The organism is Pseudomonas sp. Root569 (assembly GCF_001427465.1).
In the GTDB taxonomy this organism is placed as follows: domain Bacteria; phylum Pseudomonadota; class Gammaproteobacteria; order Pseudomonadales; family Pseudomonadaceae; genus Aquipseudomonas; species Aquipseudomonas synxantha.
In genome coordinates, this window is sequence record NZ_LMGQ01000023.1 from 59,224 (window position 1) to 81,965 (window position 22,742).

The window sequence follows — 22,742 nt, forward strand, 5'->3', positions numbered from 1 at the left end:
TCCCATGCCTCGGAAGTGCCCATGCCTGCGCCGGTTCACCCTCACCCTATTCACCTGACCCTGGCCAATGGCCTGCGGGTTGCCCTGCGCCATGCACCGCGCCTGAAACGTTGCGCCGCGGTTTTACGGGTGGCTGCCGGCAGTCATGACGTGCCATTGGCCTGGCCGGGGCTGGCGCATTTTCTTGAGCACCTGCTGTTTCTGGGTACTGAGCGTTTTCCTGCGGGCGAGGGGCTGATGGCCTACGTGCAGCGCCACGGTGGGCACGTCAACGCCAGCACCCGTGAGCGCACCACCGATTTCTTCTTTGAACTGCCGGTGTCGACCTTTGCAGATGGGCTGGCACGCTTGGCGGACATGTTGACCCATCCACGCTTGGCACTTGATGATCAACGGCGCGAACGCGAAGTGCTGGACGCGGAGTTTATGGCCTGGTCCCAGGATGCCAAGGCTCAACTGCAAATGGCGTTGATGAAGGGACTGGCGGCGGATCATCCGCTGCGAGGTTTTCATGCCGGCAACCGCGACAGCCTGGCGGTAGAAAGCGACGCCTTCCAGCAAGCCCTGCGCGACTTCCACGGGCATTTCTATCAAAGTGGGCAGATGACCTTGAGCCTTGCCGGCCCACAATCGCTGGCAGACCTGCAAGCCTTGGCCCAGCAGTTCAGTGACGAACTGACCCCAGGCCCCCTGCATCCGCAAGCCGCTCCCCCCGCCTTGATGCAGGGCCCAGCACACAGCTATCAACACGTTGCCAATCAGCACCTGCACCAGATCATCACCTGTAACGCCCCACGCGAAGCGCTGGAGTTCCTCTGCACCTGGCTCAACGCTTCGGCACCAGGCGGGTTGCTCGCACTGCTGAAAGCACGACAATTGGCCACCGCGCTGCACGCGTCCGTGCTGTATCACTACGCGGGCCAAGCGGTGCTGGATATCCACTTCACCCTTCATACCAAGAGTGAATCGGCCACGCAGGTTGAAGCGTTGCTGTACGACTGGCTGAGTTTTTTCGCACGCAGCGATTGGACAGCCTTACGCGAAGAGTTCGCCTTGCTCAACGCTCGTCAACAACAGGTCCAAGGCGCCCTGGCATTGGCTCGCAACGATAGCGAAGACCTTTCGGAGCAAGGCGTCACAGTCCTCAAGGCCATGCTCGACGGGCTGCACCTGCCCGCCGCTGAGCACAACTGGCAGCTGCCACCGAACAACCCTCTGCTGCGTCCTCCGGCCAAGGAAGAACGCGCCGGCCTGATCCGTGGCCAAATCAGCGCCCACCGTGGCTTGCGTAGCTTTGCCCAGGATCGCTCAAGGGGTCGAAAGGAATTATCGGCGTTGATATTCAGCCAGGCGTTGGCGGATGACACCGACGAAGGCGCGTTGTACCTGCACTGGCGGTTTGACGCTGGCGTCCCCACCGGGCTCGAACCCGCGCTGCAGCCGTTGCGCGAACATGCTCGCCAGGCAGGCATTGAGTTGTCTTGTGAAACCATTGCCAATGATTGGCTGGTGAAAATGCACGGTCTTCACGAACCGATGCCAGCGGTGCTCGAAGAGCTGGCACGTTGCCTGAACAGGTGCGATGAACCTCTATCACCGCCCGAAGCAGCGCCGTCGATCGCCATTCGGGAGCTGCTCAAGGCGTTGCCTGCTTGCTGCGCCGAGGTGCAACCCAAGTCCTTGGAAGCACAAGCGTCGTGGTCTGGCGCACGCTGGCAGGGGCTGGGCTCTGGCCTGTCCACCGCAAGTCAAGCAGCGATCAAACTCGCAGCCGCCCACTTACCAGGGCAGCCGGCGAACATCCCGTTCACACCTCAGCCAATCGAAGGCCAACACCTCTGGCACGAGATCAACACCGACTCCAGCGAAGCCGCCTTATTGCTATTTTGCCCAACGCCGAGTCTATCCCTGGCCGATGAAGCCACATGGCGGTTACTCGGGCATGTGCTCCAGGCGCCGTTCTATCAGCGTTTGCGAGTCGAGCTGCAAATCGGCTACGCCGTGTTCAGTGGCATCCGACAAATCAATGGGCAAACCGGCCTGTTGTTTGGCGTGCAATCGCCCAGCATGTCCCTGGACGGGATTGTCGAGCAGCTGCAAACCTTCCTGGGGCAACTGCCGTCCTTGCTCGAACGCAGTCCAGACTTGGGCAACCAGGCCCTGGCGCAGCAGTTCACAGCCCAGGCGCTGCCCATCAGCCAAGCCGCCGACTTGCTTTGGCACGCGCACCGGGCGGGTCATTCGTCGGGATACCTGGATCAACTTCGTCAGCTGATTCAAAGCCGCACACGCGAGGACTTGCAACACGCAGCCCAACAACTCAATAACGCTGCAGGCGGCTGGCGCTGCGTGGCGAACGGGCCGCGCAACAACGATGGCTGGCAAGCGGCGCGGTGATCATTGCCAACCCTGCAACAGGCTTTTTCCACCCAGACAGCGCTAACTTGAAAAGAATTGCGTAATATTCCCTGGCAATATCTGAACATCTCCAATGGGAGGTGGACTATATGTATTACTTGGTAGTGAACGTCCCATCCCTTGATAGGAGTAAGAATATGACTTGGTCCAAACCTGCTTACACTGATCTGCGTATCGGTTTCGAAGTCACCATGTACTTCGCCAGCCGTTGATTGGCTGAGTAAGACAACGCCTCGGTTTGCCCGGGGCGTTTTTGTTTTGAGCTTTGCCTGATGGAGCGAACATGTTTGTCCAGATTCTAGGTTCCGCCGCCGGCGGTGGCTTCCCGCAGTGGAACTGCAACTGCGTGAACTGCGCAGGTTTTCGCGATGGCAGCCTGCGGGCCCATGCGCGCACCCAGTCGTCCATCGCGATCTCCGACGATGGCGTGAATTGGGTGCTGTGCAATGCGTCGCCGGACATCCGTGCGCAACTCCAGGGTTTTGCGCCCATGCAACCCGGCCGCGCCCTGCGCGACACCGGCATCAGCGCGATCATCCTGATGGACAGCCAGATCGACCACACCACCGGCCTGTTGAGCCTGCGCGAAGGCTGCCCACACCAAGTGTGGTGCACCGATATGGTTCATGAAGACCTGAGCACCGGTTTCCCGTTGTTCACCATGCTGACCCACTGGAACGGCGGCCTGGCCTGGAACCGCATCGAGCTGGACGCCAGCTTCACCATCCCGGCCTGCCCCAACCTGCGCTTTACCCCGCTGCCGTTGCGCAGCGCTGCACCGCCCTACTCGCCGCACCGCTTCGACCCACACCCAGGCGACAATATCGGCCTGATCGTCGAAGACCTGCGCACCGGTGGCAAGCTCTTCTACGCCCCGGGTTTGGGCAAGGTCGACGCGCCGCTGTTGGAAATCATGGCCAGCAGCGATTGCCTGCTGGTGGACGGCACAATGTGGGATGACGACGAAATGCAGCGCCGCGGCGTCGGCACCCGCACCGGCCGCGAGATGGGCCACCTGGCCCAGAACGGCCCCGGCGGCATGCTGGAAGTGCTGGAGCAGTTGCCCAAGCAGCGCAAGGTGCTTGTTCACATCAACAATACCAACCCGATCCTCGATGAAGACTCCCCCGAACGAGCCGAGCTGGTGCGGCGCAATGTCGAAGTGGCTTACGACGGCATGAGCATTGAATTGTAGGAGCGACCGAAATGACTGATACAGCGTTGACCACGGCTGAATTCGAAGCAGCCCTGCGGGCCAAGGGCGCCTTCTACCATATCCATCACCCCTATCATGTGGCGATGTACGAAGGCCGTGCCACCCGCGAACAGATCCAGGGCTGGGTTGCCAACCGCTTCTACTATCAGGTGAATATCCCGCTGAAGGACGCCGCGATCCTGGCCAACTGCCCGGACCGGGAGATCCGCCGCGAGTGGATCCAGCGCCTGCTCGACCACGACGGCGCCCCGGGTGAAGACGGCGGTATCGAAGCCTGGCTGCGCCTGGGCCAGGCCGTGGGCCTCGACCCGGACCAACTGCGCTCCCAGGAACTGGTGCTGCCCGGCGTACGCTTCGCAGTGGACGCCTACGTCAACTTCGCCCGCCGCGCCAGCTGGCAGGAAGCCGCCAGCAGTTCACTGACTGAGCTGTTTGCACCGCAGATCCACCAGTCACGCCTCGACAGCTGGCCGCAGCATTACCCGTGGATCGACCCGGCCGGCTACGAATACTTCCGCACCCGCCTGGGCCAGGCCCGTCGCGACGTGGAACACGGCCTGGCGATTACCCTGCAGCACTACACTACCCGTGAAGGCCAGGAGCGCATGCTGGAAATCCTGCAGTTCAAACTGGACATCCTGTGGAGCATGCTCGATGCCATGAGCATGGCCTACGAACTCAAACGCCCGCCCTATCACAGCGTGACCGAGCAGCGGGTCTGGCATAAAGGGATCACCCTATGAGCTTTGATCGCAGCAAGAAACCGACCTGGCGCCAGGGCTATCGCTACCAGTACGAACCCGCGCAGAAAGGCCATGTATTGCTCTACCCTGAAGGCATGATCAAGCTCAACGACAGCGCCGCATTGATCGGTGGCCTGATCGATGGCGAGCGCGACGTGGCAGCGATCATCGCCGAACTGGACAAGCAATTCCCCGGTGTGCCTGAGCTCGGTGAAGATATCGAGCAATTCATGGAGGTCGCCCGTGCAGAGCACTGGATTACCCTTGCCTGAAAAACCAGAGATCGGCTTACCGCTGTGGTTGCTGGCCGAGCTGACTTACCGCTGCCCATTGCAGTGCCCCTATTGCTCCAACCCGCTGGATTTTGCCGAGCAGGGCAAGGAGCTGAGCACCGAGCAATGGATCAAGGTGTTTCGCGAAGCCCGCGAGATGGGCGCCGCGCAGTTGGGTTTCTCCGGCGGTGAGCCGCTGGTGCGACAGGACTTGGCCGAGCTGATCGCTGAAGCTCGCAAGCTGGGCTTCTACACCAACTTGATCACCTCCGGCATCGGCTTGACCGAGCAAAAGATCAGCGACTTCAAGAAAGCTGGCCTGGACCACATCCAGATCAGCTTCCAGGCCAGCGACGAACAGGTGAACAACCTGCTGGCCGGTTCGAAAAAAGCCTTCGCGCAAAAGCTGGAAATGGCCCGCGCAGTGAAAGCACATGGCTACCCCATGGTGCTGAACTTCGTTACCCACCGGCACAATATCGACAAGATCGACCGCATCATCGAGCTGTGTATTGCGCTGGAGGCAGATTTTGTCGAGCTCGCCACTTGCCAGTTCTATGGCTGGGCGCAGCTCAATCGCGTGGGCTTGTTGCCGACCCGGGAACAACTGGTGCGCGCCGAACGCATCACCAACGAATATCGCGCCAAACTGGAAGCCGAAGGGCACCCGTGCAAGCTGATCTTCGTGACGCCGGACTATTACGAGGAACGCCCGAAAGCCTGCATGAACGGCTGGGGCAGCATCTTTCTGACCGTGACACCGGACGGCACTGCCCTACCCTGTCACGGTGCTCGACAGATGCCGGTGCAATTTCCCAATGTGCGCGACCACAGCATGCAGCACATCTGGTACGAATCGTTTGGCTTCAATCGCTTTCGTGGCTACGACTGGATGCCCGAGCCGTGCCGTTCATGCGATGAAAAGGAAAAGGACTTCGGCGGCTGCCGTTGCCAGGCGTTCATGCTTACCGGTGATGCCAGCAATGCCGACCCGGTGTGCAGCAAGTCCGAGCAGCACAGCATCATCCTTCAGGCGCGGGAAGAAGCCGAACACGCCACCCTGACCATCGAGCAACTGGCCTTTCGCAATGAGCGCAACTCACGGCTCATTGCAAAAGGCTGAGGGCCTCAACGCTTGGCGATGATGTACACCGCGTGAATGATGCCAGGGAAGTAACCGCACAGGGTCAGCAGGATATTCAGCCAGAAGGCGCCGCCGAAACCTACTTGCAGGAACACACCCAGTGGCGGCAGCAGAATGGCGATGATGATACGAATGATGTCCATGAGTCAGCTCCATAAAAATCGGCTCCTGTGAGCCGTGTAGCTAATCGACCTTGGGGGTTCGTGAGGGTTCAGTGGGATCTGGCACTGCGCCATCCTTTATTGAGCAGACAAAAAAACGCCCCCAACCAAAAGAATCAGGCTGGAGGCGCCGCGTATGCCGCGAGACGGTTCTGAAATACAGGGTTAAACGGCAATGCCCTTGCGACATTGCACTTGGGCAGTACGCACCCGTGAAAAGGCGCGGGCCAGGCGCTGGAGCATTTCGTCGATGTTGCCTTTGCTTATCGTCAGTGCCGGGGTGAAGCGCAAACAGTCGGGTTGCGGCGCGTTGAGGATCAGTCCCTCCTGCAAGGCGGCCTTTACCACCGCATCCGCAGAATCATCCGATAACGTCAGCCCCCACATCAGGCCATTTCCGCGCAATGGGCCGTGGTCGTAGCGATAGGCCAGGCGGGCGAGACCTTCGCCCAGGTAACAGCCCGACTCACGTACGTGCTCTAAAAAGCCGTGTCCCAGCACCGTATCGGTCACAGCCAACCCAGCCGCGGCCATCAGCGCATTACCATGGTGGGAGCCGCCCAATTCCCCCACATCAAAGCAACAGGCTTGGCCCCGCGCCAGCAACGCCGCCAATGGCATACCGCCGCCCAGGCCTTTGCCCAGGGCGATGATGTCGGCGCGTACACCGTACTGTTGTTCGGCGAGCAAGGTGCCGCAACGACCGATACCGGTTTGCACTTCGTCGAGGATCAGCAGGATCCCCAGTTCGCGACACAGCCGCTCGACGCCCTTGAGGTAGTGCTCGGTTGCAGGGATCACGCCGGCTTCGCTCTGGATCGGTTCCAGCAGGATAGCCACCGTCTGGGCATCCACCGCGGCATGCAGGGCGGGAAGATCGTTGAAAGGGACGTGGCTGAAGCCTGGCAGTTGTGGTTCGAAGCGGTTATCCGATAGACCTGCCGAAGCCGCCAGGGCAGCGAAGCTATGGCCATGGCAACCGTTGCTCGCGCTGATAATGCGATAGGCTCCCCCGCGATGCAGCTGCCCCCATTTGCGCGCCAGCTTGATCGCCGCCTCGCAGGCTTCCGCGCCGCTGTTGAGCAAGTAAGCCTGGTCGCTGCCGGTGTGCCGGCAAAGACGCTCGACGAGATTGAGTTGGACGCTATTGTGCAGGCCATTGCCGGGGTTGATCAGCGCATGGGTTTGCTCGCCCAGCGCCTTGATCAGCACCTGTGGGCTATGGCCGAGACTATTGGCAGCATTGCCTTGGCTGAAATCCAGGTAGGCACTCTCTTCGCTGTCCCACAGCCACGAGCCCTGGCCACGCACAAACACCTGAGGTGGGCGCGCCACGGTGGGCATCAGAGATTCAGTGGAACGGTTGTCGTGCGGTGGATCCAGGATCAGATCGTCAAGGCTCGGCACCGGCCGGCGTATGTTGAACAGGCTCACAAGTCAGCTCCGATGGCAACCAGACCTTGGTCGGAATAGCCTGGCCAATCCACATGGAGGTTTTTTGCCTTGCCTATGCAAACGCTATCAATACAAACGCTGTTCATTGTCCGATCCGGCCCTGTAAGCCCTGCGAATAGGCGCTAGACTAGGCGTCTGCGGGGCCAACGGCCATTTCGATTTTCCAGCTTTTTTGATAAGTAAATCTTATGGATTTCAAGCAACTGCGTTATTTCGTCGCGGTGTATGAAGAGGGCCACGTAGGCCGCGCCGCGGAGCGCCTGTCGATATCCCAGCCAGCCTTGTCGCAACAGATTCGCCAACTGGAGCAGAACCTCGACGTGAGTCTGTTCGAACGCAGCAGTAAGCGCCTGTTACCGACGCTGGCGGCGCATACCCTTTACAACCATGCACTGCCGCTCATTGATGGCATGCAGCAAGCCGTCGAGGCGCTGCGCAACTTCAAGGGCCAGGCCATGCGCACCCTGGCCATCGGCGTGCTGCAAACCGTGCACACCAGCCTGGTGCCGCAGATGCTCGAGCGCGTGCGTAAGGCCCAGCCCCATCTGGTGGTGCAGATCTACGAATTGACTGGGCTTGAGATCGAGCGCCGGTTGCTCAACGGTGCCCTCGACATTGGCATCAGCTACCTGCCGCCACGTCAGCCGGGCCTGCACGGCGTGTTGCTGTACGAAGATGAGTTGAAGGTGGTGATTCCCGAGGACCATCCGCTGCGCGAATTCAAGAAAGTCTCGTTGAAACAGGCAGCCGAGTTGCCGATGTTGCTGCTGGGGGAAGAGTTTCAAGTCAGGCAGATCTGGCAGGGCCAGTTGGCTAACCTGGGGCGGCGTCCGCAGGTGCAGGCCGAACTCAATACCATGGTGGGCATTCTCGACAGCCTGCCCCACACTCGGCTGGCGACGGTACTGCCGGGCCGCTCCCAGGACGAACACAACAGCAAGGCGCTGCTATGGAAACCCTTGAGTGAACCCAGGGTGGCGCTGAAAGTAGGCTTGGTGTGCCGCGATGTGCAGCGCCAGCAGGCGACGGTGGCGTTGCTGCGCACCTTGCTCGAAGACGTGATGAATGCCCCTCGGGCAAGCGCCTGACTTTTTCGCGGGCAAAAGAAAACCCCGCCGAAGCGGGGCTTTGCAGACTGTTTCCCTGACATCCATTTCACTCCGCCGTCCTGGCAGAATCCTACGTGTCCGTGTTGTTGCTTTGCGCTTCCTGCGCGACGTCCATGTGAAGTAGATTAGCCATGGATCCAATTTGGCGATAGAGGACGAATAGCAGTACGTCATGTAAGAGAATGCTTACACGGCCTCCCTGCCCTTAGAACAGGGCCTCATCCATCAGGAACAGCGATTCGCTACCGGCTTTTACCGACGCACTCAATGAGTGGATACGCGGCAACAAGCGGGCAAAGTAGAAACGTGCGGTACCCAGTTTGCTGGCGTAGAACGCTTCCTCTGTCTCCTTGCCCAACGCGGCCTTGGCCATGCGCGCCCACATGTAGGCGTAGGCCATGTAGCCGAACGCATGCAGGTACTCCACCGACGCCGCACCGATTTCATTCGGATTGTGCTTAGCGCGATCCAGCACCCACGCCGTCAATTCATCCAGGTTATCCACCGCAGCGCTGAGCGGCTTGGTGAACTCGGCCAACTCTGGACCCGACTCAGTGACGAATTGGCGGATCTCATCGGCGAACAGGGTGTAGAAAGCACCGCCGCTGCCAACGATCTTACGGCCCATCAAATCCAGAGCCTGAATGCCGTTGGTGCCTTCGTAGATCTGGGTGATGCGCACGTCACGCACCAACTGCTCCTGGCCCCACTCGCGGATGTAGCCATGGCCGCCGAATACTTGCTGTCCGAGCACGGTGGTTTCCAGGCCCAGGTCCGTAAGGAAGGCCTTGGCAACGGGGGTCAGCAACGCCACCAGATTATCCGCGCGCTCCCGAGCAGCTGCATCGTCACTGAACTTGGCGATGTCCAGCTGCGTCGCCACGTAGGTGGAGAACGCCCGGCCGCCTTCGTTCGCCGCCTTCATGGTCAGCAGCATGCGGCGCACATCCGGATGCACGATGATCGGATCTGCCACTTTGTCCTTGGCCTGTGCCCCCAGCGGGGAGCGGCTCTGCAGGCGATCACGGGCATATTCAATCGCGTTCTGATAAGAGCGCTCGCCGGAAGCCAAGCCCTGGATCCCCACCCCCAGGCGCTCATAGTTCATCATGGTGAACATCGCCGCCAGGCCACGGTTAGGCTCGCCCACCAGGTAACCCACGGCCTCGTCGAAATTCATCACGCAGGTCGCGGACGCCTGAATGCCCATCTTGTGTTCAATCGAACCGCAGGTCACCGGGTTACGCGCACCCAGGCTGCCGTCGGCATTGACCAGGAACTTCGGCACCAGGAACAGCGAGATGCCCTTGGGCCCGGCCGGTGCATCCGGCAGCTTGGCCAGCACCAGATGGATGATGTTTTCGGTCAGATCGTGTTCGCCACCGGTGATGAAGATCTTGGTGCCGCTGACTTTGTAGGAACCGTCTACCTGAGGCTCGGCCTTGGTGCGGATCATCCCCAGGTCAGTGCCGGCATGGGCTTCGGTCAAGCACATGGAACCGGCCCACTCACCGGAATACATCTTCGGCAGGTAGGCCGCCTTGAGCGCTTCACTGGCGTGAGTGTTGATCGATACACAGGCGCCGGAAGTCAGCATGGGGTACAGGCCGAATGCCAGGCTCGACGAGTTGATCATTTCTTCGACCTGCGCCGACACCGCCTTGGGCATGCCCATGCCGCCATAGGTCGGGTCGCCGCCCACGCCCACCCAACCGCCTTCGGCATAAGTGCTGTAGGCCTGGGGGAAGCCGTCCGGGGTACTGACTGCGCTGTCCTTCCACTGGCAGCCTTGCTCATCGCCGCCGCGGCTGAGGGGGGCGATGGATTTGGCGGTGACTTTGCCGGCTTCTTCGAGGATCGCCTCAACGGTTTCGGCATCAACGCTGTCTGCCAACGCCGGCAACTGGGCCCAAGTCTTGGCGACCTCAAAAACTTCGTTGAGGACGAAGCGCATATCACGCAACGGCGCTTTGTAATCAGCCATGGCAAACCTCGTGAGAACGTGAAAAGTGATTCGATAGGATCGGTTTTACAAGCTCCGAGTGTACCCGAACAACTTTTAAGACACATAGGGTCCACTTGTGACCGACAGGTATTTTTAAGTCACTCCAGCTGGAATGCCGACCCGGACAGACTCATCAGGCATTCACTGCCCGCTTCCACGGCGGCGCGGTGGGTGGTGGTACGCGGCAGCAGACGCTTGAAGTAGAAATCGCAGGTGGCCAGCTTGGCCTGGGTGAACGCGGCATCGTCCTGGGACTGGGCGGCAATCGCCATGCGCAACCACAGGTAAGCCAGGATGATATAGCCGCTGTACATCAGGTAATCCATTGCTGCCGCACCCACTTCGTCAGGATTCTTCATCGCCGCCATCCCGACTTTGGTTGTCAACTCACCCCACTCCTGATTGAGCTGATTGAGCTGCGTCACATGAGCCCTGAATTGCGGATGCTCGGCCTGCGCGCCACAGAACTTATGCACGATCTTGGTAAACCCGCGCAGCAATTTGCCTTGGCTACCCAGCACTTTGCGCCCCAGCAAATCGAGGGCCTGGATACCGTTGGTGCCTTCATAGATCGGCGCAATCCGCGCATCGCGCGCCAGTTGCTCCATGCCCCACTCACGAATATAGCCATGGCCGCCAAATACCTGCATGCCATGGTTGGTCACCTCCAGACCGGTTTCGGTCATGAAGGCCTTGCAGATCGGCGTAAGGAAGGCCAACAAGTCTTCGGCCTCCTGGCGTTGGCCGGCGTCGCTGCCCAGATGAGCAGTATCGAGCAGTTGCGCGGTGAAGTAGGTCAGTGCGCGGTTGCCCTCGTTAAAGGCTTTCATGGTCAGCAGCATGCGGCGTACATCGGCATGCACGATGATCGGGTCAGCAGCCTTCTCCGGGGCCTTGGCGCCGGTCAGCGAGCGCATTTGCAGGCGTTCACTGGCGTATTTGATCGCGCCCTGGAAGCTTGCTTCGCCATTGCACAGGCCCTGCATGCCGGTGCCCAGGCGGGCGTGGTTCATCATGGTGAACATGCAGTTGAGGCCCTTGTTCGCCTCGCCGATCAAAAAACCCTTGGCGCCATCGAAATTCAGCACGCACGTGGCCGAAGCCTTGATGCCCATCTTGTGTTCGATGGAGCCGCAGTGCACTGCGTTGCGCTCACCCGAGTCGGCATGGAACTTGGGCACGATAAACAGCGAAATCCCCTTGGTACCCGCAGGCGCGTCCGGCAACTTGGCCAACACCAGGTGGATGATATTGGCGCTCATGTCATGCTCACCGGCCGAGATGAAGATCTTGCTGCCGGTGATTGCATAACTGCCATCGGCCTGGGGCACGGCACGGGTCTTGATCAGGCCCAGGTCGGTGCCGCAGTGGGCTTCGGTCAAGCACATGGTGCCGGTCCATTCGCCAGCGGTGAGCTTGGTCAGGTAGGTGGCTTTCTGTTCGTCGGTACCGTGGGCCTGGATGGCCGACATTGCGCCATGGGTCAGGCCCGGGTACATGCCCCAAGAGGTATTGCTGGAACCGATCATCTCGCTCAGCACCAGGCCCAGGGAATGGGGCAAGCCCTGGCCACCGTAGGCCGGGTCCGCCGCCACGCCGTGCCAGCCGCCTGCCACGTATTGGGCGAAGGCTTCCTTGAAGCCCTTGGGTGTGGTCACCACGCCATTGTCGAAATGGCAGCCCTCTTCATCGCCACTGCGGTTGAGTGGCGCGAGCACGTTTTCGCAAAACTTCGCGCCCTCCTCAAGGATCGCACTTACCATGTCCGGGCTGGCGTCCGTTGCGCCCAGGGCCGCGTAATGGCCGTGGAAATCGAACACGTTGTCGATCAGAAAGCGCATGTCGCGCAAGGGAGCTTTGTACTCAGGCATGGCAATGTCTCCGGCAGCAGATGCTTTCAAGCTACTGCCGGCACCGCCTGTGGACAATCACTGTAGCGCTGCTGAATACAGCGCCATTACTCAACCGGCAGCGCTTTCCATACGTACCGCGCCACGTCGGGTTTGGCCGGCCGCGACCACACAGTTACGCCCCGCGCCCTTGGCGGCGTACAACGCCTGGTCGGCGGACTTGAGCACTTCCTCGGGGCTGCGCTGATCGGCCTGGCGCTCAGCCACACCGATGCTGACCGTCACCGACACACTGGATGCACCGCTGCCAGCACGCCGCTGGCGGCCTTGATGGTCGTCATGGGGGCGGTCCGCGTTGCGCAACTTGATAGCGTAGCCGGCGATGATCTCGCGGATCTCCTCCAGATGCGGCATGCATTCATCCAGGGTCTTGCCGGCAAACACCACGGCAAACTCTTCACCGCCATACCGGTAGGCTCGCCCGCCGCCGCTGACCTTGGACAACTTGCTCGCCACCAGGCGCAACACCTGGTCTCCCACGTCATGACCATGGGTGTCGTTGAAACGCTTGAAGTGATCCACGTCGCTCATCGCCAGCACATAGCTGCGCCCCAGCCGCTGCATGCGCTCGTTGAGAGCCCGTCGCCCGGGCAAGCCGGTCAGCTCGTCGCGAAATGCCATTTGATAGGCCTCGTGAGCCACACCGGCGGCGATCATCAGCATCACCTGGCTGCACATGATGTTAAGGGTGAACGGCAGGATGAAGGTTTGCGGCAACATCCAGAACATCCCCAGCAATCCCACCAGTTGCGCCGCGTGCAGCGGGCGCGGCTGGTACCAGTACTGTGCGGCCAGGGTGAGAAAGCCGATCAGGAACATGGGGTATGAGAGTTGGATCAGGCTCATCCAGGTGCCATGCAGCGCCGGCCAGCGAATCTCCGCCAGCCAGTTAAGTAGCGCCTGGGGGAAACTTTGCTCCAGAGCCAATGCCACGCTGCCTACCGCCAGTAACACCGCGGCGCGTGCGATGAAGTCACTGAACAAATGGGTCTTCTCCTGCCACAGCGCGTAAATGCTGAACAGCAACGGCAACAACAAGCAACACAGGTGAAACACCACCGCAGCGTCTTCGCGCACGCGGCCATTGTCGCGATAGAAATCGGTCTGAGTATCCAGCAGGTAATAGGCAACGTACACCGTGATCATCAGGAACAGTTCACGCTGGCGTCGATACACCGCACAGTAGGCACCGCCCAGCAGCAAGACCAGGGTGGGCAGCACGTTGAACAACGAGGTGAAGAAGACACTGAGGTCCTTGACGTACGCAGCCGAAAGCCCAGCCAGCAATAACAGCAGCGAGGGTAGGAAGTGGCTTAAACGTAGCGCAGACACGCGTGACAAGGGTAAAACTCCGACCCGCAAAAAATAATAGCACTGTGCCTCTATGCGATCAGTTAAGCACAACCGACCGACCATGTATCACATTGCCATCACTTTAACGGCAGGCGCTCCCAATCCCTGAGTGCTGTACGCGGTTTTTTTAACCGGCCATAAAAAACCGCCGACTCCCAAGGGAGGCGGCGGTTTTCAGAAGGCTGCCGGAAGGCTTAGTAAGCCAGGCCGAAGTCTTCTTCTTTCATGTCCATCAGGTTGCTGGCGCCCGACAGCATGGTTGCTACGTGGGTGCGGGTACGCGGCAGGATGCGCTGGAAGTAGAAGCGCGCGGTCTGCAACTTGGCAGTGTAGAACGCTTCTTCGGTGGTGCCGGCAGCCAGCTTCTCGGCAGCCAGGCGTGCCATGTCGGCCCAGAAGTAAGCCAGGCACGCATACCCGGAATACATCAGGTAGTCCACCGACGCGGCACCGACTTCTTCACGGTCTTTCATCGCAGCCATGCCGACCTTCATGGTCAACTCGCCCCATTCTTTGTTCAATGCCGCCAGCGGTGCAACGAACTCTTTGACAGCCTCGTTACCTTCGTTGGCCTGGCAGAACTTGTGCACGATCTTGGTGAAACCCTTGAGCGCTTCGCCCTGAGTCATGAGCACTTTACGGCCGAGCAAGTCCAGTGCCTGGATGCCGGTGGTGCCTTCGTACAGCATCGAAATGCGGCTGTCGCGAACGTTCTGCTCCATGCCCCACTCGGCGATGAAGCCGTGGCCGCCGTAGATCTGCACGCCGTGGTTGGCCGATTCAAAACCGACTTCGGTCATGAACGCCTTGGCGATCGGAGTCATGAAAGCCAGCAAGCCGTCGGCCTGTTTCTTGGCTTCGTCGTCGGTGCCGTACTTGACGATGTCTACTTGCTTGGCAGTGAAGTACACCATCGCACGGTTGCCTTCGGCGAAGGCTTTCATGGTCAGCAGCATGCGGCGCACGTCAGGGTGCACGATGATCGGGTCGGCGGCTTTGTCCGGTGCTTTCGGGCCAGTCAGGGAGCGCATCTGCAAGCGATCACGTGCATATTTCAAGCCGCCCTGGAAGCCGATCTCGGCGTGGGACAGGCCCTGCAGCGCAGTCCCCAGGCGAGCGGTGTTCATGAAGGTGAACATGCAGTTCAGGCCTTTGTTCGCCGGGCCGATCAGGAAACCGGTGGCCGCGTCGAAATTCATCACGCAGGTGGCGTTGCCGTGGATACCCATCTTGTGTTCCAGGGAGCCACAGGTCACCGCATTGCGCTCGCCCACCGAACCATCGGCGTTGGGCAGGAACTTGGGCACGATAAACAGCGAGATGCCCTTGGTGCCGGCCGGTGCATCCGGCAGGCGGGCCAGTACGATATGGACGATGTTGTCGGCCATGTCGTGTTCACCGGCCGAGATGAAGATCTTGGTACCGGAGACTTTGTAGGAACCGTCGGCCTGAGGCTCGGCCTTGGTGCGCAACATGCCAAGGTCGGTGCCGCAGTGCGGCTCGGTCAGGCACATGGTGCCGGTCCACTCGCCCGACACCAGCTTGGTCAGGTAAGCCTCTTGCTGCTCTGGGGTGCCGTGCTCGGAAATTGTGTTCATCGCACCATGGGACAGGCCCGGGTACATGCCCCACGACCAGTTTGCGGCCCCCACCATTTCGCTCACCGCCAGGCCCAGGGACTCCGGCAGGCCTTGGCCGCCGTGCTCCACATCGTGGGCCAGGCTTGGCCAGCCGCCTTCGACGAATTGCTTGTAGGCTTCTTTGAAGCCGGTAGGGGTTTTAACGCCTGACTCACTCCAGGTACACCCTTCGATGTCGCCCACGCGGTTCAACGGTGCCAGTACTTGCTCACAGAACTTGGCGCCTTCTTCGAGGATGGCGTCAACCATGTCCGGGGTAGCGTCCTGGCACGCCGGCAGGCTCTGATAGTGCGCTTCATAACCGAGCAGTTCGTCACGAACGAAGCGAATATCACGCAAGGGGGCCTTGTAGTCAGGCATAGCGATAAACCTCTGCTGATGTATCTGGGATGAACAACCGCGTGGATTTGTTATGGCGGTCAAACAGGTGTTTGAAACATACGTTTACGACCAAGGGTTGTCAAGCATCGGCCGGATGCCGTTTGTCTTGATGCAGGTCATCGCCAGGCACGGCAAGGCCCGCGGCAAGACGCCACGCTAAATTGAGTGCAGAGAGTGATCAGGGCTAGGCAAGAGAAAAAGGTGGGAGGGGGCTTGCTCCCGATAGCGGAATGTCAGTCAGTACTTTTGTAACTGACACAGCCCTATCGGGGGCAAGCCCCCTCCCACATTTTGAACTACGTACATGAAAGAGGATCAGGCGTAGGTGTCGATCAAGGTACCGAGCATTTCATTCGAAGCCTTCGCGACTTTCGCCCCCAGCTCCACTTGAAACTTGCCCTGGGCCATTTCCACCATATTGCTCGCCGAATTGGATGGCTGGGCGCGGTCGCTGGCTTGCAGACGATCACTTTGTGCACCCGATGGCTGGGTCGTCGCGGCGCTGGCAATCTTGCCGGCCGCCTGGTCGACACGGTTCTGCCCGGCCTGAATGCTGTTCAGGCCGGAATAAAACGCGCTGCTGCCAGAGATTTCCATGGCGTAAACCTGCCTTTAGAGAATCGTGAAGTTGGATTGAAGCAGACATCCTGTCAAAAGGCCCGTCAAAAACACTAATGGCACATTGCCTTAGTGATAGCCAAAATCAGTCAAGCAGGTCCAATTCAAGGTATTCGGCCACTGCAGCCGCCCCGGCGTGCTTGAGTTTCGGCACTCTTCCCAAGCAAGGCGCCGGCAAGCGCTCAGCCAGGGTGGCGAGGTTTTCTTCCAGACGAGAGGTCTTAGGGTCGATGATATTCGCCACCCAACCGGCCAGCGGCAAGCCGTCCCGTGCGATGGCTTCGGCGGTGAGCAATGCATGGCTGATACAACCCAGGCGCACCCCAACCACCAGGATCACTGGCAGCTTGAGCGCCATGGCCAGGTCCGACAGGTTGGCCTGGTCAGCCAAGGGGACGCGCCACCCGCCCGCGCCCTCGATCAAGGTGAAATCCGCCCCACGGGCCAGGACTTGGTGCATCGGCTTGAGCAACGATTGCACCGTCAACGCGACACCCGCCTCGCGTGCGGCCAGATGAGGCGCGATAGCCGGCTCGAATGCTACCGGGTTGACCTCGGCATAGCTCAGCGGCACTGAACATTCGGCCAACAGCGCCAAGGCATCGGTGTTGCGCAACCCTTGGGCAGTCTGTTGGCAGCCCGACGCCACCGGCTTTCCGGCTGCGGTACTTTTACCTGCCAGCCTGGCGGCATGCAGCAGTCCAGCCGCGATAGTGGTCTTGCCCACATCGGTGTCGGTGCCGGTGACGAAATAAGCGGCGCTCATGCAGGTTTCTCCAATACGGCATACACCACTTGGTAGGTGGCAGGCAGGCCATGGGCCTGGCGCAACTGCTCGTAAGCCTCGACCAGTGCCACCATTCGTGCGCGACCCGTCAACCCTCCCGGGCGGCCCGGGTTGAGGTTATGGGCGCCCAACGCCTTGAGCTCGTGGGTCAGGCTGCGCACATCCGGGTAATGCAGCACATGGGGCTGTCGCTCCAGGCTCATCACCCGCAAGCCACTGGTCGCACACAGTTGTTGATAAGCCTCGAAGGTGCGGAAGCGGTTGACGTGGACCAGGCCATCCGCCGCCCGCCAGCTTTCGCGCAGTTCATCCAGCGTGCCTGTGCACAGGCTCGCGAAGGCCAGCACACCGCCCGGTCGCAGTACGCGATGAGCTTCACTGAGTACTGCATCGAAATTTGCGCACCATTGCACCGCAAGGCTGGAAAAGAGCAATTCGATGCTGTCAGCCTTAAGCGGCAAGCGTTCCGCATCACCGGCAATAAAGTGCTGCGCACCGCCCAAAGGCCGCGCATGGTTGAGCATGCCTTCGGCGATATCCAGCGCGATGCCTTCGCTTGCAGGCAAACGCTCACCCAGTACCCGGCTGAAGTAGCCCGTGCCGCAGCCCATATCCAGCCAGCATTGTGGCGAAAGGTTGGGCGGCAAACGGCTGAGCAATTCATGCCCCACCGCCCGCTGCAACTCGGCCACGCTGTCGTAGCTGGCCGCTGCACGGGAAAACGAGGCCGCGACCTGACGCTTGTCCGGCAAGGCGCCCGGCAGGCAAGGATGGGATAAATCAGTCATCAACACACTCATGCAAAAAAGCCTGGATGGCCCCTGCTACACCGTGGGGGTCTTCCAGGAGAAACGCGTGACCGGCCTGTTCAATCAGGCCGACTTCTACATCGGGGAGCAATGCCAGCAGGGCACTGGCGGCTTCGGCAGGCACCAGCCCATCCAAGCCGGCAAACAAATGCAACTGCGGCCCGCGAAATGCCTGCAAGGCGGCTCGGGTATCCAGTTGGGCCAGCAATTCCAGGCCAGGCATCAAGACACTGGGGGGTGTATTCGGCGCACCGCTGACCAGCAGCCGCGACAGTCCGCGGGGGTCTGCGGCGCCCTTGGCGCACAGCAGGCCGAAGCGCTTGAGGGTGACCTGGGAGTCGGCATGGCAGCCCGCCAGGAATGCATCAAAGGTCTCGGCCGGCATCCCGTGGGGCCAGCTGTCATGGGCGACGAAACACGGATTGCTCGCCAGGGTCAGCAAACCGCAGCAACGCTCGCCGCGCCGCGCCGCCAGCTCTGAAGCGAGCATGCCGCCGAGGGACCAACCACCGAGCCAGACGTTGTCCGGCAGCGTCGCATCGAGCTCGTCGAGCCATTCACCCACATCACTGGAATCCAGCACCGGCAAAGGCTCGATCTGTACCCGCAGATGCTCATTCAGGCCGTGCAGTGCAGTGGCCAGCGGCTCCAGCGGTGACACACCAAGCCCCCAGCCGGGCAGCAATATCAGTCGATTACGCATGGTCGGGCTCCGAGGCGCCTAACAAGCGGAAACACTCTTCCAACCCGTTTAACAATAGCTGCACCTGCGCCTCGCTGTGGGCCGCCGTTAATGTCACCCGTAAACGGGCGGTACCGGCGGGCACCGTAGGCGGGCGGATCGCAGTTACCATCAGGCCACGCTCGCGCAGCATTTGCGACAGGCGCAACGCCCGGGCGCTGTCGCCAATCAGGATCGGCTGGATCGGCGTAAAGCTGTCCATCAACGCCAGGCCCATCTGCTCGGCGCCCTGGCGGAACTGGCGGATCAACCCGTTGAGGTGCTCGCGGCGCCAATGTTCATGGCGCAACAGCTCCAGGCTTTTCAGGGTGGCGCAGGCCAGTGCCGGGGGTTGGCTGGTGGTGTAGATATACGGGCGGGCAAACTGGATCAGGCTTTCGATCAACTCCTCGCTGCCGGCCACAAATGCCCCGGCGGTGCCGAAGGCTTTGCCCAAGGTGCCAACCAGCACCGGCACGTCCTCCTGGCTCAAGCCGAAATGCTCGACGATGCCACCGCCCTGGGCGCCCAACGGACCGAAGCCATGGGCGTCATCCACCATCAGCCAGGCACCTCTGGCCTTGGCTTCACGGGCCAGTGCGGGGAGGTTGGCCAGGTCGCCGTCCATGCTGAACACGCCATCAGTGACCACCAGCGTATTGCCGCTGGCCTTCTCCAGGCGCTTGGCCAGGCTGTCGGCGTCGTTATGCAGGTAGCGATTGAAACGCGCCCCGGACAGCAAGCCGGCATCCAGCAATGACGCGTGGTTGAGGCGATCTTGCAGCACCGTATCGCCCTGCCCCACCAATGCCGTGACCGCGCCGAGGTTGGCCATATAGCCAGTAGTGAACAGCAGTGCACGCGGGCGCCCGGTCAAATCAGCCAGGGCTTCTTCCAACTCATGGTGCGGCGTGGCGTGGCCCACCACCAGATGCGAAGCGCCACCGCCCACGCCCCAACGGGCCGCTCCGGCGCGCCAGGCCTCGATCACCTGCGGGTGATTGGCCAGGCCCAGGTAATCGTTATTGCAGAACGCCAACAATGGCTGGCCATCCACCACCACTTCTGGCCCTTGAGGGCTCTGCAGCAGCGGGCGTTGACGGTATAGATGTTCGGCACGGCGGGCAGCGAGGCGTGCGGCGAGATCAAAAGACATGCTGGCCTCGATTTGGCGGGTTCAACTGGATCAAATAATGTGGGAGCAAGCCCCCCACATTGGGATCCCATTTCAATCAGACGACAGCGTTGTAGAACTGCTCGCTGCTCTTTTGCTCCACCAGCGCCTGCTCGATCGCCGCCTGGTGCACTTCATCGGCGTGCTCTTCGCGAGCTTCAGGCAGGATGCCCAGGCGTGCAAACAGTTGCATGTCCTTGTCGGCCTGCGGGTTGGCGGTGGTCAGCAGTTTGTCGCCGTAGAAGATCGAGTTGGCGCCGGCAAAGAACGCCAGGGCCTGCATCTGCTCGTTCATGGCCTCGCGGCCGGCGGACAGGCGCACGTGGGATTTCGGCATGAGGATGCGTGCCACCGCCAGCATGCGGATGAAATCAAAGGGGTCGATGTCGTCGGCGTTCTCCAACGGCGTGCCGGCAACCTTCACCAGCATGTTGATCGGCACCGACTCCGGGTGCTCGGGCAGATTGGCCAACTGGATCAGCAGATTGGCGCGGTCGTCAAGGGACTCACCCATGCCGAGGATGCCGCCCGAGCAGATCTTCATCCCCGAATCACGCACATAGGCCAGGGTTTGCAGGCGCTCGCCGTAGGTGCGGGTGGTGATGATCGAGCCGTAGAACTCCGGCGAGGTATCGAGGTTGTGGTTGTAGTAATCCAGGCCGGCCTGGGCCAGGGCTTCTGTCTGGTCCTGGTCGAGGCGCCCGAGGGTCATGCAGGTTTCCAGGCCCATGGCCTTCACGCCTTTGACCATCTCCAACACGTAGGGCATGTCCTTGGCCGACGGGTGTTTCCACGCCGCGCCCATGCAGAAACGCGTCGAGCCGATGGCCTTGGCGCGGGCAGCCTCTTCGAGGACCTTCTGCACTTCCATCAGCTTTTCTTTTTCCAGGCCGGTGTTGTAGTGGCCCGACTGCGGACAATATTTGCAATCTTCCGGGCAGGCGCCGGTCTTGATCGACAGCAAGGTCGATACCTGCACGCGGTTGGCGTCGAAATGCGCGCGGTGCACGGTCTGCGCCTGGAACAACAGGTCATTGAATGGCTGCACGAACAGGGCTTTGACTTCGGCTAAGGACCAATCGTGACGCAGGGTGGCAGAGGTGCTGGCGCTCATGGGCGATTCCTTGATTATGCTTTGGCAAGCGCTGCGGGAAGGGCAATACCCACAGGCACGACACGGATGCCGGCATATTTAAGGAAGAATCATGCACTGTCAACCTGATCACAAACGCCAAGTTTACATCTGGTCAAAAAACATACAGCCCTGCCTGATTTGCGATGAAAGCACTCAGTCAGCCGAACATATATGCAACGTCTGCGAAACAGACTTACCTTGGCTAATGGAGCAGTGTGAACGCTGCGCCCTACCCTTGCCGATGGATGGCTTGATCTGCGGGCAGTGCCAGAGGCATTCACCCGCTTTCAATCAGGTCGTCGCGCCATGGACCTATAGCTTTCCCATCGACACCCTCATCAGCCGCTTCAAGCACCAGGGCCGTTGGCCGCTGGGGCACATGCTGGCACGCCTGCTGGGGCAACACCTGCAACACCGCTTCGACAACGCTGAACTCGACCGACCCGACGGCCTGCTGCCGGTGCCCATGGCCCGCAAACGCCTGCGCGAGCGCGGCTTTAACCAAGCGTTGATGGTGGCCCGCTGGCTCAGTAAAGCCCTCGAGATTCCCTATCATGAACATGCGTTATTACGCCCTTATGAAACCGTCGCGCAGCAAGACCTGGATGCCAAGGCCCGCAAACGCAACCTGCTCAACGCTTTTGCCCTGGCACCCGACGCCCACGTAGCAGGGCAACATCTGGCGTTGGTAGACGACGTACTCACCACGGGCGCCACGGCCCACAGCCTGGCGCGGCTGTTGATAGGTGCCGGCGCACGCCAAGTCGACGTCTATTGCCTGGCACGTACACCAAGGTCCAGCGTCTGACTTGACTCCCCTGCGCCAGGACGGCAACGTCCGCTCATCTCATCCAGACGTATGCCCATGTCCCTGCCCAACCCCCTCAACCAGCACATCATCCGTCGCCCCCAGCGCATTGCCTTGCTGGGGCATATCGCCGAGCAGGGTTCCATCACCCGTGCGGCCAAAAGCGCCGGGTTGAGTTACAAGGCTGCTTGGGACGCCATCGACGAACTGAACAACCTGGCGCAAAAACCGCTGGTTGAACGCAGCGTCGGCGGCAAGGGTGGCGGCGGCGCCAAGCTGACGCAAGAAGGTGAACGGGTGTTGCGCCTCTATCAGCGCCTGCAAGTGTTGCAGGCCGAAGTACTCGGCTCGGACGAAGCGGCCAGCGACTTCAACCTGCTGGGCCGCTTGATGCTGCGCACCAGTGCGCGCAACCAATTGCACGGCCAGGTCAGCGCCATCGACAGCCATGGGCGCAATGACATGATTGGCCTGCAGTTGGCCGGCGGCCTGCATCTGGACGCACAGATCACCCACGACAGCACCCAACGACTGGAACTGCAGATCGGCGTGGAGGTGGTCGCCCTGATCAAGGCCGGGTGGCTCGAGTTGCTGGCGATCGGGCAACCTGAAACACCTGGACACAATTGCATGGTCGGTGTGATCGAGACGATTCTCGACGCCGAAGATGGCCCCAGTGAGGTGCGTGTCGCCCTGCCTAACGGCCAGGTGCTATGCGCGCTGGCACCGCCCGCTGCACTCCAGGCCCTTGACGCTGCCGAGGGCCAACCGATCCGCGTGCAATTCGCCCCCAGCAATGTGTTGCTTGGCACGCCGGTATAGCGGGCCAAAGTCTTCGAACTGCAACAATTTGGTCACAAGCGCTGCTTAAGGTGTCTGCAAA

22 protein-coding genes are annotated in these 22,742 nt (G+C 60.7%); 10 read left to right on the top strand and 12 right to left on the bottom strand.

What is annotated here, in order from left to right:
* Positions 1-21 precede the first annotated feature (21 nt).
* The 6 genes from pqqF (at position 22) to pqqE (ending at position 5,772) form a co-directional block, all read left to right on the top strand.
* A complete protein-coding gene (pqqF, locus tag ASD70_RS15840; RefSeq protein ID WP_082561441.1) occupies positions 22-2,397 on the top strand; it encodes a pyrroloquinoline quinone biosynthesis protein PqqF in 2,376 nt (791 codons plus the stop codon).
* A gap of 158 nt (positions 2,398-2,555) precedes the next feature.
* A complete protein-coding gene (pqqA, locus tag ASD70_RS28420; protein WP_003194766.1) occupies positions 2,556-2,630 on the top strand; it encodes a pyrroloquinoline quinone precursor peptide PqqA in 75 nt (24 codons plus the stop codon).
* 71 nt (positions 2,631-2,701) lie between these two features.
* A complete protein-coding gene (pqqB, locus tag ASD70_RS15845) occupies positions 2,702-3,613 on the top strand; it encodes a pyrroloquinoline quinone biosynthesis protein PqqB (RefSeq protein ID WP_056846893.1) in 912 nt (303 codons plus the stop codon).
* Between the two features lie 11 nt (positions 3,614-3,624).
* Positions 3,625-4,377: a pyrroloquinoline-quinone synthase PqqC gene (gene pqqC, locus ASD70_RS15850; RefSeq protein WP_046069807.1), complete on the top strand. Its 753-nt coding sequence runs from the start codon at positions 3,625-3,627 to the stop codon at positions 4,375-4,377.
* Positions 4,374-4,649, top strand: a complete 276-nt coding sequence (pqqD, locus tag ASD70_RS15855) for a pyrroloquinoline quinone biosynthesis peptide chaperone PqqD (protein ID WP_046069808.1) — start codon at positions 4,374-4,376, stop codon at positions 4,647-4,649. Before pqqC ends, pqqD begins: the two co-directional genes overlap by 4 nt.
* Positions 4,642-5,772 (top strand): pyrroloquinoline quinone biosynthesis protein PqqE, encoded by a 1,131-nt coding sequence (pqqE, locus tag ASD70_RS15860; RefSeq protein WP_046069809.1) that lies wholly within the window; start codon positions 4,642-4,644, stop codon positions 5,770-5,772. The genes pqqD and pqqE overlap by 8 nt, the downstream gene beginning before the upstream one ends.
* 5 nt (positions 5,773-5,777) lie before the next feature.
* Here the strand turns inward: pqqE and ASD70_RS28425 are convergent, their stop codons facing one another.
* Both ASD70_RS28425 and ASD70_RS15865 read right to left on the bottom strand, forming a co-directional pair.
* Positions 5,778-5,936 carry a YqaE/Pmp3 family membrane protein gene (locus ASD70_RS28425; protein WP_003194776.1) on the bottom strand — a complete coding sequence of 53 codons (159 nt, stop codon included), beginning with the start codon at positions 5,934-5,936 and terminating at the stop codon, positions 5,778-5,780.
* 183 nt (positions 5,937-6,119) lie between these two features.
* Positions 6,120-7,388 carry an aspartate aminotransferase family protein gene (locus tag ASD70_RS15865; RefSeq protein ID WP_056846894.1) on the bottom strand — a complete coding sequence of 423 codons (1,269 nt, stop codon included), beginning with the start codon at positions 7,386-7,388 and terminating at the stop codon, positions 6,120-6,122.
* Between the two features lie 209 nt (positions 7,389-7,597).
* On the opposite strand from ASD70_RS15865, the gene ASD70_RS15870 reads away from it, so the two are divergent.
* Positions 7,598-8,497: a LysR family transcriptional regulator gene (locus ASD70_RS15870; protein ID WP_046069811.1), complete on the top strand. Its 900-nt coding sequence runs from the start codon at positions 7,598-7,600 to the stop codon at positions 8,495-8,497.
* A 226-nt stretch (positions 8,498-8,723) separates the two neighbouring features.
* Here the strand turns inward: ASD70_RS15870 and ASD70_RS15875 are convergent, their stop codons facing one another.
* The 4 genes from ASD70_RS15875 to ASD70_RS15890 all read right to left on the bottom strand — a co-directional run bounded on the left by ASD70_RS15875 (position 8,724) and on the right by ASD70_RS15890 (position 15,786).
* A complete protein-coding gene (locus ASD70_RS15875; RefSeq protein ID WP_056846895.1) occupies positions 8,724-10,502 on the bottom strand; it encodes an acyl-CoA dehydrogenase C-terminal domain-containing protein in 1,779 nt (592 codons plus the stop codon).
* A gap of 119 nt (positions 10,503-10,621) precedes the next feature.
* Positions 10,622-12,394, bottom strand: coding sequence for an acyl-CoA dehydrogenase C-terminal domain-containing protein (locus tag ASD70_RS15880; RefSeq protein WP_046069813.1), 1,773 nt, complete (start codon positions 12,392-12,394; stop codon positions 10,622-10,624).
* A gap of 90 nt (positions 12,395-12,484) precedes the next feature.
* On the bottom strand, positions 12,485-13,774 hold the full coding sequence (locus tag ASD70_RS15885) for a GGDEF domain-containing protein (RefSeq protein WP_056846896.1): 1,290 nt from the start codon (positions 13,772-13,774) through the stop codon (positions 12,485-12,487).
* Positions 13,775-13,980: 206 nt separating this feature from the next.
* On the bottom strand, positions 13,981-15,786 hold the full coding sequence (locus ASD70_RS15890) for a phenylacyl-CoA dehydrogenase (RefSeq protein ID WP_043049735.1): 1,806 nt from the start codon (positions 15,784-15,786) through the stop codon (positions 13,981-13,983).
* Between the two features lie 52 nt (positions 15,787-15,838).
* Between ASD70_RS15890 and ASD70_RS29735 the strand changes: the two genes are divergently transcribed.
* A complete protein-coding gene (locus tag ASD70_RS29735) occupies positions 15,839-15,967 on the top strand; it encodes a hypothetical protein (RefSeq protein WP_267896698.1) in 129 nt (42 codons plus the stop codon).
* Positions 15,968-16,122: 155 nt separating this feature from the next.
* Here ASD70_RS29735 and ASD70_RS15895 read toward each other — a convergent pair whose 3' ends face one another.
* The 6 genes from ASD70_RS15895 to bioB form a co-directional block, all read right to left on the bottom strand.
* Positions 16,123-16,404, bottom strand: coding sequence for a hypothetical protein (locus ASD70_RS15895; RefSeq protein WP_046069815.1), 282 nt, complete (start codon positions 16,402-16,404; stop codon positions 16,123-16,125).
* Between the two features lie 106 nt (positions 16,405-16,510).
* Positions 16,511-17,191 carry a dethiobiotin synthase gene (gene bioD / locus ASD70_RS15900; RefSeq protein WP_056846897.1) on the bottom strand — a complete coding sequence of 227 codons (681 nt, stop codon included), beginning with the start codon at positions 17,189-17,191 and terminating at the stop codon, positions 16,511-16,513.
* On the bottom strand, positions 17,188-18,000 hold the full coding sequence (gene bioC, locus ASD70_RS15905) for a malonyl-ACP O-methyltransferase BioC (protein ID WP_056846898.1): 813 nt from the start codon (positions 17,998-18,000) through the stop codon (positions 17,188-17,190). The genes bioD and bioC overlap by 4 nt, the downstream gene beginning before the upstream one ends.
* Positions 17,993-18,724, bottom strand: a complete 732-nt coding sequence (locus ASD70_RS15910) for an alpha/beta fold hydrolase (RefSeq protein ID WP_056846899.1) — start codon at positions 18,722-18,724, stop codon at positions 17,993-17,995. Before ASD70_RS15910 ends, bioC begins: the two co-directional genes overlap by 8 nt.
* Positions 18,717-19,898 carry an 8-amino-7-oxononanoate synthase gene (bioF, locus tag ASD70_RS15915; protein WP_046069819.1) on the bottom strand — a complete coding sequence of 394 codons (1,182 nt, stop codon included), beginning with the start codon at positions 19,896-19,898 and terminating at the stop codon, positions 18,717-18,719. Before bioF ends, ASD70_RS15910 begins: the two co-directional genes overlap by 8 nt.
* Positions 19,899-19,974: 76 nt before the next feature.
* Positions 19,975-21,030 (bottom strand): biotin synthase BioB, encoded by a 1,056-nt coding sequence (gene bioB, locus ASD70_RS15920; RefSeq protein ID WP_043049742.1) that lies wholly within the window; start codon positions 21,028-21,030, stop codon positions 19,975-19,977.
* A gap of 91 nt (positions 21,031-21,121) precedes the next feature.
* Here bioB and ASD70_RS15925 point away from each other — a divergent pair, with 91 nt between their 5' ends.
* Together ASD70_RS15925 and ASD70_RS15930 are read left to right on the top strand one after the other, a co-directional pair.
* On the top strand, positions 21,122-21,859 hold the full coding sequence (locus ASD70_RS15925; protein ID WP_056846900.1) for a ComF family protein: 738 nt from the start codon (positions 21,122-21,124) through the stop codon (positions 21,857-21,859).
* Between the two features lie 57 nt (positions 21,860-21,916).
* A complete protein-coding gene (locus ASD70_RS15930; RefSeq protein WP_056847036.1) occupies positions 21,917-22,681 on the top strand; it encodes a TOBE domain-containing protein in 765 nt (254 codons plus the stop codon).
* Positions 22,682-22,742 lie beyond the last annotated feature (61 nt).